The sequence below is a fragment of the Pseudomonas sp. Tul2A7 genome (assembly GCF_054790505.1).
This window is the reverse complement of the sequence record NZ_CP186499.1, coordinates 3,322,028-3,334,678: the sequence shown is the minus strand read 5'-3', so window position 1 is coordinate 3,334,678 and position 12,651 is coordinate 3,322,028. Positions and strand designations below refer to the sequence as shown.

The 12,651-nt window shown below is 60.1% G+C and carries 10 protein-coding genes; 3 read left to right on the top strand and 7 right to left on the bottom strand.

Annotated elements, in window-relative coordinates; translation table 11 throughout:
• Positions 1–75: 75 nt before the first annotated feature.
• The 3 genes from xseA (at position 76) to leuA (ending at position 4,424) form a co-directional block, all read left to right on the top strand.
• Positions 76–1,455 carry an exodeoxyribonuclease VII large subunit gene (gene xseA, locus ACOYXJ_RS15130; RefSeq protein WP_016984362.1) on the top strand — a complete coding sequence of 460 codons (1,380 nt, stop codon included), beginning with the start codon at positions 76–78 and terminating at the stop codon, positions 1,453–1,455.
• A 3-nt stretch (positions 1,456–1,458) separates the two neighbouring features.
• On the top strand, positions 1,459–2,280 hold the full coding sequence (locus ACOYXJ_RS15125; RefSeq protein WP_102900320.1) for a M23 family metallopeptidase: 822 nt from the start codon (positions 1,459–1,461) through the stop codon (positions 2,278–2,280).
• A 464-nt stretch (positions 2,281–2,744) separates the two neighbouring features.
• The gene (leuA, locus tag ACOYXJ_RS15120; RefSeq protein WP_008082522.1) at positions 2,745–4,424 is read left to right on the top strand and encodes a 2-isopropylmalate synthase; all 1,680 of its coding nucleotides are present in this window, start codon (positions 2,745–2,747) and stop codon (positions 4,422–4,424) included.
• A gap of 93 nt (positions 4,425–4,517) precedes the next feature.
• Here the strand turns inward: leuA and ACOYXJ_RS15115 are convergent, their stop codons facing one another.
• The 7 genes from ACOYXJ_RS15115 to ispG form a co-directional block, all read right to left on the bottom strand.
• Positions 4,518–5,309 (bottom strand): amidohydrolase, encoded by a 792-nt coding sequence (locus tag ACOYXJ_RS15115; protein WP_460370190.1) that lies wholly within the window; start codon positions 5,307–5,309, stop codon positions 4,518–4,520.
• On the bottom strand, positions 5,297–6,445 hold the full coding sequence (locus tag ACOYXJ_RS15110; protein WP_150795433.1) for a pyridoxal phosphate-dependent aminotransferase: 1,149 nt from the start codon (positions 6,443–6,445) through the stop codon (positions 5,297–5,299). Before ACOYXJ_RS15110 ends, ACOYXJ_RS15115 begins: the two co-directional genes overlap by 13 nt.
• Before the next feature lie 235 nt (positions 6,446–6,680).
• A complete protein-coding gene (gene der / locus ACOYXJ_RS15105) occupies positions 6,681–8,150 on the bottom strand; it encodes a ribosome biogenesis GTPase Der (protein WP_095122497.1) in 1,470 nt (489 codons plus the stop codon).
• A gap of 237 nt (positions 8,151–8,387) precedes the next feature.
• Positions 8,388–9,539 carry an outer membrane protein assembly factor BamB gene (gene bamB, locus ACOYXJ_RS15100; protein ID WP_016984368.1) on the bottom strand — a complete coding sequence of 384 codons (1,152 nt, stop codon included), beginning with the start codon at positions 9,537–9,539 and terminating at the stop codon, positions 8,388–8,390.
• Positions 9,532–10,173, bottom strand: a complete 642-nt coding sequence (locus ACOYXJ_RS15095; protein ID WP_007916865.1) for a YfgM family protein — start codon at positions 10,171–10,173, stop codon at positions 9,532–9,534. The genes bamB and ACOYXJ_RS15095 overlap by 8 nt, the downstream gene beginning before the upstream one ends.
• Before the next feature lie 41 nt (positions 10,174–10,214).
• Entirely contained in the window at positions 10,215–11,504 is a 1,290-nt protein-coding gene (gene hisS / locus ACOYXJ_RS15090; RefSeq protein WP_016984369.1) for a histidine--tRNA ligase, read from the bottom strand.
• 37 nt (positions 11,505–11,541) lie between these two features.
• Positions 11,542–12,651 carry a flavodoxin-dependent (E)-4-hydroxy-3-methylbut-2-enyl-diphosphate synthase gene (gene ispG / locus ACOYXJ_RS15085; protein WP_008084646.1) on the bottom strand — a complete coding sequence of 370 codons (1,110 nt, stop codon included), beginning with the start codon at positions 12,649–12,651 and terminating at the stop codon, positions 11,542–11,544.

Below are 12,651 nucleotides of genomic sequence, written 5' to 3'. Positions count from 1 at the left end.
CCGCTATCGCGAGCAGGCTCACTCCTACAGGGGACTTGTGGTGATTCAACGGCAAATGCCTTTAAACTGCGCCCCATGATTAAAGATCCCTTTGCAAGACTTGGCCTGGACCGTGAAGTCCTGACCGTCAGCCAGCTCAACGGCCGCGCGCGGGTGTTGCTTGAAGACGTGTTCAGCAACATCTGGGTCGAAGGCGAAATCTCCAACCTCGCCCGCCCGGCGTCCGGCCACATCTATTTCACCCTCAAGGACAGCGGCGCGCAGGTGCGTTGCGCGCTGTTCCGGCAGAACGCTGCCAGGGTGCGTCAGGCGCTCAAGGACGGCTTGGCGGTCAAAGTGCGTGGCAAGGTTTCGCTGTTCGAAGGCCGTGGCGACTATCAACTGATCCTCGACACCGTCGAACCTGCCGGTGACGGTGCGCTACGCCTGGCCTTCGATGCGCTGAAAGAAAAGCTCAGCGCCGAAGGCCTGTTCAGTGCCGAACGCAAAGTGCCGCTGCCGGCGCATCCACAACGCATCGGCATTATCAGTTCGCCAACTGGCGCGGTGATTCGCGACATCATCAGCGTGTTCCGCCGCCGTGCGCCGCAGGTGCAACTGACGCTGATCCCCACCGCCGTACAGGGCCGCGAAGCCACCGCACAAATCGTCCGCGCCCTGAAAATGGCCGATGCCCGTGGTTTCGACGCACTGATCCTCGCTCGTGGCGGCGGCTCGCTGGAAGACCTCTGGTGCTTCAACGAAGAAGCCGTGGCCCGCGCCGTCGATGCTTGCGTGACACCGATTGTCAGCGCCGTCGGCCATGAAACCGATGTGTCGATCAGCGACTTTGTTGCCGACGTCCGGGCGCCGACGCCTTCCGCGGCAGCCGAATTGCTCGCGCCCGATTCCAGTCATTTGATCCGTCAGGTCGAAAGCCTGCATCGCCGCTTGGTGATGCGCATGCGCGATCGCTTGATGCGTGATCGCCTGCGTCTGGAAGGCATGGCGCGGCGCCTGCGTCATCCCGGCGAACGTCTGCGCCAGCAGGCGCAGCGTCTGGACGATCTGGACATGCGCATGCGCCGGGCGTTTGAGCGTCATCTCAATACTCGTCGCGAACGCCTGATCCGCCTGGAAACCCGCCTCGCCGGGCAACATCCGGGACGTCAGTTAGCGATGTTGCGCCAACGCCTCGACAGCCTTGCCGAACGTCTGCCCCGCGCCATGCGTGAAGGCCTGAAAAACCGTCGTCTGCAACTGCACAGTCAGATGCAGACGCTGCATGTGGTCAGCCCGCTGGCAACGCTCGGGCGTGGTTACAGCATTCTGCTCGATGAGCGCGGTCATGCGATCCGCAACGCCGCGCAGACCCACACCGGCCAGCGCCTCAAAGCCAAACTCGGCGAAGGCGAACTGCAAGTGCGCGTCGAGGACAATCACCTGACGCCTGTCACCCTCTCTTTACTGGACTGATCCATGCCGCGTTTTCTGGCTCCATTGTTTTTGCTCTGTCTGACCTTTAACGCCCATGCCGACAGTTACATCACCCGGCTGCTGAACAAACCGGTGCCGGGCGGCGTCGCGGTGGTTGATCTGGGCGCGGCTGCACAGGCGCCGAAAGCCACGTACCAAGGTAAACCGGTGCTGGTGGTAAAAGAGCAGAACAACTGGCTGGCGATCGTCGGTGTGCCGCTGACGGTCAAACCCGGCGCGCAGCAGATCAGCAGTGGCGGGCGCAATCTGCCGTTCACCGTGGGCAACAAAAAATACCCGGAACAGCGCATCACCCTGAAGAACAAACAGCAAGTAAACCCGGATCAGTCGAACCTCAAGCGCATCGAGGGTGAACTGGCCGAGCAGATCAAGGCGTACCGCAGCTTCAGCCCGAACACGCCGAGCAATCTGCTGTTGGACAAACCGGTCAACGGGCCGCTATCGAGCAAGTTTGGCGTGCGTCGCTTCTTTAATGGTGAAGAGCGCAATCCGCACGCCGGCCTCGACTTCGCGGTGCCGATGGGCACGCCGATCAAGACCCCGGCGGCGGGCAAGGTAATCCTCACTGGCAACTATTTCTTCAACGGCAACACGGTGTTTGTCGACCATGGGCAAGGCTTTATCAGCATGTTCTGCCACATGTCGAAGATTGATGTGAAAGTCGGCGATCAACTGGCGCGGGGCGCGGTGGTCGGCAAGGTTGGCATGACCGGCCGCGCGACCGGCCCGCACATGCACTGGAATGTCAGCCTGAATGATGCGCGGGTGGATCCGGCGATTTTCATTGGCGCCTTTCAACCTTAAATATGTGTTGAGGCGACCGGCCTCTTCGCGAGCAGGCTCGCTCCCACACTGGATCTTATTCACAACAAAGATCCCCTGTGGGAGCGAGCTTGCTCGCGAAGGCGGCCTATAAAGCACATCAACAGTTACTGAATTGCTATAAACCTCAATTGCGCCCCAATCAAACCTCGCGCAAATATCACAACGATCAGCGACCTCCAGCGCAATAAAATCCCGCAAAAACCCGCTTTCCGAGTATTCCTCTCAATTTTTTTCGACTGCTTGCCATCCTCTGCCCTCGCGGTTAGGGTTGAAGGCATGAAAACCTCTCACACCCTCATTCAGCTTCGCCAGCACCGCAGCCTGTGCCTCGTCAGCGCACGACTGCCAGGCTGAATCGCGGCACCTCGTCCCACGCTTTTCCCAGAATATTCGTAACACCGGCAGGCCGCCTCTTTTCGGCCCAGACAATAAGGAATTTCCCGATGAGCATGCTCAAAGATCCGTCTTCGAAATACCGCGCGTTTCCTGTCATCAACCTGCCGGATCGCACCTGGCCATCGAAAACCATCGACACTGCGCCGATCTGGTGCAGCTCCGACCTGCGTGACGGCAACCAGTCGCTGATCGAGCCAATGGACGCGGTGAAGAAGCTGCGCTTCTGGAAAACCCTCGTGCAAGTCGGCGTGAAGGAAATCGAGGCATCGTTCCCGGCGGCTTCGCAAACCGACTTCGACTTCGTGCGTACCCTGATCGAAGAAGGCCACATCCCGGACGACACCACCATCCAGGTGCTGACCCAGGGCCGTGAAGACCTGATCGAGCGCACCTTCGAATCCCTGCGCGGCGCGAAGAAAGCCATCGTTCACTTGTACAACGCTACCTCGCCGTCTTTCCGTCGCATCGTCTTCAACCAGGACAAGGACGGCATCAAGGCCATCGCCGTGAACGCCGCCAAGCTGTTCGTCAAATACGCGGCGATGCAGCCGGACACCGAATGGACCTTCGAATACTCGCCGGAAACCTTCAGCGCCACCGAGCTGGAGTTCGCCAAGGAAGTCTGTGATGCGGTGATCGAGGTGTGGAACCCGACGCCTGAGCACAAGATGATCCTCAACCTGCCGGCTACCGTTGAGTGCGCGACCCCGAACATCTATGCCGACCAGATCGAGTGGTTCGGCCGCAACATCAACCGTCGTGACAGCGTGATCATCAGCCTGCACACCCACAACGACCGTGGCACTGGCGTTGCGGCTACCGAACTGGGCCTGATGGCGGGTGCGGACCGCGTCGAAGGCTGCCTGTTCGGCAATGGCGAGCGTACCGGTAACGTCGACCTCGTCACCGTCGCACTGAACATGTACACCCAGGGTCTCGACCCGCAGCTGGACTTCTCCGACATCGACGGCGTGCGCAAAGTGGTTGAGGAGTGCAACCAGATTCAGGTTCACCCACGTCACCCGTACGTTGGCGACCTGGTGCACACCGCGTTCTCCGGCTCGCACCAGGATGCAATCCGCAAGGGCTTCTCCCAACAGAAACCCGATGCACTGTGGGAAGTGCCGTACTTGCCGATCGACCCGGCCGACATCGGCCGCAGCTACGAGGCGGTAATTCGCGTCAACAGCCAGTCGGGCAAGGGCGGCATCGCTTACTTGCTGGAGCAGGAATACGGCATCAGCCTGCCACGTCGCATGCAGATCGAGTTCAGCCAGGTCGTGCAGCGTGAAACCGACCGCTTGGGTCTGGAGATGACCGCCAAGCAGATCCACTCGCTGTTGATCAGCGAATACCTGCAAGCCAACACCCCGTACGCGCTGGTCAGCCATCGCCTGCAGGAAGAAAACGGCAACAGCAATGTTGAAGTGGAAGTGGCGAGCAAAGGTCAGGGTGAAACCAACCTGCACTGGCGCGGCAAGGGCAACGGTGCGCTGGAAGCACTGGTCGCCGGCCTGCCAGTTCCGGTGGAGATCATGGACTACAACGAACACGCGATCGGCGCAGGCACCAACGCCAAAGCAGCCGCTTACATCGAGCTGCGTGTGAATGGCGAACGTGCGGTGCACGGCGTGGGCATCGATGAAAACATCACCACGGCCAGCTTCAAGGCGCTGTTCAGCGCACTGAACCGCTCGCTGAGCCAGCCTGAGGCGAAAGCGGCGTAATCGACCGCTGAAATGCAAAAGGCCCCGGAGTGCGAACTCCGGGGCCTTTTTTTGCGATCGTTCCCACGCTCTGCGTGGGAACGATCGGCTGCCTCAGGTGAACTCGAAGGTGTCAGCATCCAGATTCGCTGGAAAGCGCTCGCGATACGCCGCCAGTGGCGCCGCCTCAAGCACGACCTTGAACACCCCATCCGCCTCCCCCGCCGCCAGCAAGGTTTCACCCTGGAAATCCAGCACCTGACTGTCGCCGGTGTAAGCGAAACCCTTGCCGTCGGTGCCAACGCGATTCACCGCCGCCACATAGCAAAGGTTTTCGATGGCACGCGCCGGCAACAGGCGATTCCAGTGCAAACGCCGCGCACCCGGCCAATTGGCGGTGTACAGCAGCAGATCCGTATCCTGCGCATCGCGGCTCCACACCGGAAAGCGCAGGTCGTAGCAAATCAGCGGACGCACACGCCAGCCGTTGAGCTCGAACTGCACCTGACGTTCGCCGGGGGTGTAATGGTTGTGCTCGCCGGCCATGCGGAACAGGTGACGCTTGTCGTAATGCAAGACTTCGCCGTCCGGCCGCGCCCACAACAGGCGATTACGATGGCTGCCGTCAGACGCCTGAATAATCACACTGCCGGTGATCACTGCATCGAGCTTTGCCGCCTGAACCCGCAGCCATTTGCTGGTCGGGCCGTTCTCGGCTTCGGCGAGGGTTTCGGACTCCATGGAGAATCCGGTGGTGAACATTTCCGGCAGGATGATCAGATCCGCCCCGCGCGCCTGCTCCAGCAACACCTCGAAATGCTCAAGGTTGGCCTGGCGGTCATGCCAGGCCAGGCTGGTCTGGATCAGCGCCAGGTTGAGATCGGGTAACGCACTCAGATCACGCATAGCTTCGCCGCCGCTTCACGCAGCGTCTCCTCGCGTTTGGCAAAACACAGGCGCACCAGGCGCTGGCCTTGCGGTGGGTTCTGGTAGAACACCGACACCGGGATACTCGCCACGCCGTGTTCGCGGGTCATCCACATGGCCATCTCGACATCGTTCAGGTCGGGACGAATCTGCGAGTAATCGACCAGTTGGAAATAGGTGCCAGTGACTCGGGTGAAACTGAAGCGCGACGGCGCCAGCAGATCGCAGAACAGATCGCGCTTGGTCTGATAGAAGCCCGGCAACTCTTCGACATGTTCCGGATGCTCGGCCATGTAATCGGCCAGCGCGTATTGCAACGGCGTGACGCCGCAGAAGCTGACGTACTGGTGAACCTTGCGCAGCTCCGCGGTCAGTGCTGGCGGTGCAACGACGTAGCCGGTCTTCCAGCCAGTGACGTGATAGGTCTTGCCGAACGAGCTGACCACAAAGGCACGCTGATACAGCTCTTCGTGAGCAAGTACGCTAACGTGCGGCACGCCATCGAACACCAGATGTTCATAGACTTCGTCGCTGATCAGGTAGATGTCGCGATCGCGGATCAGCGCCGCCAGTTGATCCAGCTCGGCACGACTGATCAGTGCGCCGCTAGGGTTGTGTGGGGTGTTGATGACGATCATTTTCGTGCGCGGGCTCAGGGCCGCGGCGAGCTGGTCGAAATCGATGGAGAAGTCGTCCGGGTTCAACTGCACATGCACGCAACGACCGCCCGCCAACTCCGTCGCCGGTGCGTAGCTGTCGTAGCACGGATCGAACACGATGACTTCATCGCCGCTGTGGATAACCGCCTGAATCGCACAGAAGATCGCCTGGGTCGCGCCCGGCGTGACCGTCACTTCGCTGTCGGCATTGACCTGCACGCCATAGCTGCGAGCGATTTTCGCCGCGATCTGCTCGCGCAGCGCCGGCAAACCGGTCATCGGCGAATATTGGTTATGGCCACTGGCGATGTGTCGACCGACTGCATCACGCAGTGACTGCGGGCCGTCAAAATCAGGAAAACCCTGGGACAGGTTGATCGCGCCGGTTTGCGCCGCGAGCTGAGACATCTGCGTGAAAATAGTGATGCCGACATTCGGCAGCTTACTGGTGATCATCGGGGGTTCCCTGCTCAACACCCGGCTCTGACGACGGCGCGGGAGAGCCCGAGGATAGCCCATCCGGCGCCCATAAAAAAAGGGCGCCGGATGGCACCCTTCTCTCATATTGATCGTTCCCACGCTCTGCGTGGGAATGCAGCCTTGGACGCTCTGCGTCCACCGCTTATGTGACGCAGAGCGTCACGGGATACATTCCCACGCGGAGCATGGGAACGATCAGCGACCTGCGACCTTATTTCTTGTCGCGGCGCTTCTTGTCGGCTTTCTTGTGGTGCGACATCAAGCGACGCTTCTTGTTGACCTGGCGGTCGGTCAGCGTGGTCTTGTTGCCTTCGTACGGATTCTCGCCGCCCTTGAACTCGATGCGGATCGGCGTACCGACCAGCTTCAGCACACGGCGGTAAGTGTTCTCCAGATAGCGTACGTACGACTTCGGCACTTTCTCGATCTGGTTACCGTGGATCACGATAATCGGCGGGTTAGCACCACCCAAGTGAGCGTATCGCAGCTTGATCCGGCGGTTGTTGACCATCGGTGGCGCGTGCTCGCCAACCGCGTCTTCGAGAATCTGGGTCAGACGGTTGGTCGGCCAGCGGGTGACCGCCGACTTGAACGAGTTCTGTACGGATGCGTAGAGGTTGCCCACGCCAGTGCCGTGCAGGGCCGAGATGAAGTGAATGTCGGCGTAATCAACGAAGAACAGACGACGTTGCAGCTCGACTTTTACATAGTCGCGCTCGCTCGGCGTCATGCCGTCCCACTTGTTGATCGCGATGACCAGCGCACGACCCGACTCGATGGCAAAACCGAGCAGGTTGAGGTCGTGATCGACCACGCCTTCGCGGGCGTCCATCACGAAGATCACCACGTTGGCGTCTTTGATCGCCTGCAGGGTTTTGACCACGGAGAATTTTTCGACTTCTTCGTGGATCTTGCCGCGCTTGCGCACACCGGCGGTGTCGATCAGCGTGTACTTCTCTTCATTGCGTTCGAACGGAATGTAGATACTGTCGCGCGTGGTGCCTGGCTGGTCATAGACGATTACCCGGTCTTCACCGAGCATGCGGTTGACCAGGGTCGACTTGCCGACGTTCGGACGGCCGATGATCGCGATCTTGATGCCGTCTTTTTCGCTTGGGCCAGGAATGCGCTTGGCTTCCTCGCCTTCGGCAACGATCTCTTCTTCGCCGTCTTCAGGCTCTTCTGCGTCTTTGGGGAAATCACCCAGGGCGATTTCCAGCATCTGCGTGATGCCACGGCCGTGAGCACCGGCGATCGGGATCGCGTGACCCATACCCAACGGAGCGAATTCAGCGCGGGCCATTTCCGGGTCGATGTTGTCGACCTTGTTGGCGACCACGTAGGAACGCTTGTTACGTTTGCGCAGGTGTTCGGCGATCATCTGGTCGGCGGCGGTGAAACCGGCCTTGGCATCTACCAGGAACAGCACAACATCTGCTTCTTCAATGGCCAGCAGCGACTGCTCGGCCATTTTTTCGTCCATACCATGCTCGTCACCGGAGATACCACCGGTGTCGACCAGAATGTAGGAACGCCCTTGCCACTTGGCCTCACCGTACTGGCGATCACGGGTCAGACCGGACAAGTCGCCGACGATGGCGTCACGAGTCCTGGTCAGGCGGTTGAACAAGGTGGACTTGCCGACGTTCGGTCGGCCCACCAGGGCGATTACGGGAACCATGCGGCTCTCCACTTCGTTATTTCAGAAAATACAAAAGCCGCTGCGAGGCAGCGGCTGGTGCTCGGGGCAACACTGTGGGTGTTCTTTGTGGGAGCGAGCCTGCTCGCGAAAAACGCCAAAGCACCGCGTTTATTCAGGCCATCTGCGTAATCGTTGACGCCCATCGCGAGCAGGCTCGCTCCCACATTCATACTCACAAGTGAAGCTGCCTGGGGGTGTTAACCCCAAGCATAGTTGTTACTTGATGGTCAGGGCTTCCAGTTTGCCGCTGTTGCCATATACATAAATCGTGTCACCCACCACCAGCGGACGGGCACGCAGGCCGTCGCTGTCGATGCGCTCACGGCCGACGAAACGACCGTCAACCTGGCTCAGCAGGTGCAGATAACCTTCCAGGTCACCCACTGCAACATAACTGGAGAACACTTCCGGAGCCGACAGTTGACGGCGAGCCAGCGAGTCGTTGCTCCACAATGCTGTGGTGGAACGTTCGTCGACGCCTTCAACGGTGCCCGAAGACAGGCTCACGTAAACGCTGCCGAAACCCTGAGCGATACCAGCGTAGCTCGACGCATCGCGCTGCCAGAGTTGACGACCGCTTTCCAGGTCCAGTGCCGCAACGCGACCCTGGTAGCTGGCAACGTACAGCGTACCGCCGGACAACAGCAGACCGCCGTCGATATCGACCACGCGCTCCAGTTCCGAACGACCCTGTGGAATCGCGATCCGTTGTTCCCAGACCGGCACGCCGTTGGAAATGTCCAGAGCGACCACTTTACCGGTCGACAGGCCAGCCACCGCGAGGCGGTTGGTCACCAACGGGGCACTGGTGCCACGCAGGGTCAGTACGGCCGGCGTGCTGTCATACACCCAGCGCTGGGTACCGGTCGATGCATCCAGACCGATCAGACGATCGTCCTGAGTCTGCACCACCACGACGTCACCGTTGTTGGCCGGTGGCGCAAGGACTTCGCTGTTGACGCGGGCACGCCACTTCTCTTCACCGTTGCTGGTGTCGAGAGCGACGACTTCGCCACGCAGGGTGCCGATCAGCACCAGACCATAACCCACGCCGACAGCGCCGGAGACAGGCAGATCAAGATCCTGCTTCCATTTCACGTCGCCGTTGCCGCGATCCATGGCCATCACCACGCCGGTTACATCAGCGGCGTAGATGGTGTCACCGTCGATCGCCGGCACCAGCATGTTGTAGGTTTCGCCCTGACCGTCACCGATCGAACGACTCCACTGCTTTTGCAGAACCACTTCTTCTTTGAAGTCGGTCAGTTCAGCCGGTGGCAATTCTTTCTTGCTGTTGCTGCTGCAACCCGCGGCCAGAAGGGCCAGAGCCAGCAATGCTGCATGCTTCCAACGGATCACGTCACGCATCCCCTTTGGCCAGGTCGTCGAGCTTGATTTGAAGGCCACCGACCGCCGCTTCATCCGACAGTGCCGCCTTGGCTTTTTGATACGCCTTGTTCGCGTCATCGGTACGGCCCAGCTGCACCAGCAGGTCGCCCTTGAGTTCTTCGCGAGTGGCCAGGAACGCCTTGTCGGCATCGCCGTCGAGCAGTTTCAGGCCGTCTTCAGCCTTGTTCTGCGCACCCAGCACCTGCGCCAGACGCTGACGGGCGATCTCGCCCAGCGCCGGATTGGCCGGTTTGTCGACGATGGCTTTCAGCTCGGTCGCGGCGTCATCCAGCTTGCCGCTGTCGACCGCCACTTTGGCCACGAACAGGCTGCCGTACTGCGCGTAGGCAGAACCGCCGAATTCGCTGTTGAGCTTGCCGGCCAGATCCGCAACGCGGGCAGCATCAGGCTTGCCGTCAGGCGTCAGCGTGGTTTCCAGCAATTGCTGATAGAGCACCGAGGCGCCTTGCGACTGGTTGCTCTGATACTTGTGATAAGCCTGCCAGCCGAACACGATGACCAGCGCCAACAGGCCGCCAGTGACCAGAGGTTTGCCGTTGCGTGTCCACCAGTCCTTCAAATCCGCCAACTGTTCGTCTTCGGTACTCGACACCCCAATACTCCTTAATCGCTAAATCGGCTGTTTGGACAGCTTCAACCCTGCACGACGCAGGTGGCCAGGTGAGCGGCGAGCGCATCCCAGGCAATGCTTTGTTGTTCGCCCTGGCCACGCAGGGGTTTGAAACCTACCACTTGCTGGGCCATTTCGTCGTCACCGAGGATCAGTGCGTACAGCGCACCGCTCTTGTCGGCCTTCTTGAACTGGCTTTTGAAGCTGCCGGCGCCGGCATTGACTTGCAGACGCAGGTTTGGAAGTTGATCACGAACACGTTCAGCCAGAGCCAGACCAGCCAGCTCGGCTTCTTCACCGAAGGCGCAGAGGTAGACGTCGACCTGCCGGGAGATTTCTTCCGGGATCTGCTCGAGGGTTTCCAGCATCAAAACCAGACGCTCGATGCCCATGGCGAAACCCACGCCGGTGGTTGGCTTGCCGCCCATCTGCTCGACCAGACCGTCGTAACGGCCGCCGGCGCAGACAGTGCCCTGAGCGCCGAGCTTGTCGGTGACCCATTCGAAAACGGTTTTGCTGTAGTAATCGAGGCCACGCACCAGCTTCGGGTTGAGCACGTAAGGAATGCCGACGGCATCCAGACGCGCTTTCAAGCCTTCAAAGTGCGCACGGGATTCGTCGTCGAGGTAGTCGGCCATTTTCGGCGCATCGACCAGTACCGCTTGAGTGTCGGCATTTTTCGTGTCGAGCACGCGCAGCGGGTTGGTTTTCAGGCGACGCTGGCTGTCTTCGTCGAGCTTGTCGTGGTGCGCCGAGAGGTACTCGACCAGCGCTTCACGATAGCGACCACGGGACTCGCTGGTGCCGAGGCTGTTGAGTTCGAGCTTGACCGCATCACGAATGCCCAGCTCACCCCACAGGCGCCAGGTCATGGTGATCAGCTCGGCGTCGATGTCCGGACCGTCGAGGTTGAACACTTCCAGACCGATCTGGTGGAACTGGCGATAACGGCCTTTCTGCGGACGCTCGTGGCGGAACATCGGGCCGATGTACCAGAGTTTCTGCACCTGGCCACCGCCGGTGATGCCGTGCTCAAGCACTGCACGCACGCACGCTGCGGTGCCTTCCGGACGCAGGGTCAGGGAGTCACCGTTGCGGTCTTCGAAGGTGTACATCTCTTTTTCGACGATGTCGGTCACTTCACCGATCGAGCGCTTGAACAGCTCGGTGAATTCAACGATCGGCATGCGAATCTGCTTGTAACCGTAGTTATCCAGCAGACGCGCAACAGTGCCCTCGAAATAACGCCACAGCGGGGTCTGTTCGGGCAGGATGTCGTTCATGCCACGAATGGCTTGCAATGACTTGCTCACTTTAAATCCTTAAATTCGTTCGGCTCTTCAGTCAGGGTCAGCCGCGCGCAATTACGGCAGCGTCAGCTTCGACCTTTTCGGCCGCTTTCTGGCGGATCAGCCTTTCCAGCTCGTCCACCAGATTGTCATTCGTCAGTTTCTGCGCCGGCTTGCCGTCGATGTAAATCAGGTTTGGCGTGCCGCCGGTCAAGCCGATATGGGCTTCCTTGGCTTCGCCGGGGCCGTTGACCACGCAACCGATCACCGCGACATCCAGCGGCACCAGCAGGTCTTCAAGGCGCCCTTCCAGCTCGTTCATGGTTTTCACCACATCGAAGTTCTGCCGCGAGCAGCTCGGGCAGGCGATGAAGTTGATGCCACGGGAACGCAGATGCAAAGACTTGAGAATGTCGTAACCGACCTTCACTTCCTCGACCGGGTCGGCCGCCAGCGAGATGCGGATAGTATCGCCAATCCCCTCGGCGAGCAGCATACCTAGGCCCACGGCGGATTTCACTGTGCCCGAACGCAATCCACCGGCTTCGGTGATGCCCAGGTGCAGCGGCTGAACGATTTCTTTCGCCAGCAAGCGGTAGGCTTCGACGGCCATGAACACGTCGGAAGCCTTAACGCTGACCTTGAAGTCCTGGAAATTCAGGCGTTCGAGGTGTTCAACGTGGCGCAGAGCAGACTCAACCAGCGCGGCTGGCGTCGGCTCGCCGTATTTCTTTTGCAGGTCTTTTTCCAGCGAACCGGCGTTGACGCCGATGCGGATCGGAATACCGCGATCACGCGCAGCATCAACCACCGCGCGAACACGGTCTTCACGACCGATGTTGCCCGGGTTGATACGCAGGCAATCGACACCCAGTTCGGCGACGCGCAAGGCAATCTTGTAGTCGAAGTGGATGTCGGCAACCAGCGGCACCTTGACCAGTTGCTTGATCTTGCCGAACGCCTCGGCGGCGTCCATGTCCGGTACCGAAACGCGAACGATGTCGACGCCGGCGGCTTCCAGACGATTGATTTGCGCAACAGTGGCGGCAACGTCATTGGTGTCGCTGTTGGTCATGCTCTGCACCGCGATCGGCGCATCGCCGCCCACCGGTACGTTGCCGACCCAGATCTTGCGCGAAACGCGACGTTTGATTGGAGATTCGCCGTGCAT

Coding starts and splice junctions, on each gene's coding strand:
- xseA (WP_016984362.1), top strand. CDS start 76: ATGATTAAAGATCCCTTTGCAAGACTTGGCCTGGACCGTGAAGTCCTG.
- ACOYXJ_RS15125 (WP_102900320.1), top strand. CDS start 1,459: ATGCCGCGTTTTCTGGCTCCATTGTTTTTGCTCTGTCTGACCTTTAAC.
- leuA (WP_008082522.1), top strand. CDS start 2,745: ATGAGCATGCTCAAAGATCCGTCTTCGAAATACCGCGCGTTTCCTGTC.
- ACOYXJ_RS15115 (WP_460370190.1), bottom strand. CDS start 5,309: ATGCGTGATCTGAGTGCGTTACCCGATCTCAACCTGGCGCTGATCCAG.
- ACOYXJ_RS15110 (WP_150795433.1), bottom strand. CDS start 6,445: ATGATCACCAGTAAGCTGCCGAATGTCGGCATCACTATTTTCACGCAG.
- der (WP_095122497.1), bottom strand. CDS start 8,150: ATGGTTCCCGTAATCGCCCTGGTGGGCCGACCGAACGTCGGCAAGTCC.
- bamB (WP_016984368.1), bottom strand. CDS start 9,539: ATGCGTGACGTGATCCGTTGGAAGCATGCAGCATTGCTGGCTCTGGCC.
- ispG (WP_008084646.1), bottom strand. CDS start 12,651: ATGCACGGCGAATCTCCAATCAAACGTCGCGTTTCGCGCAAGATCTGG.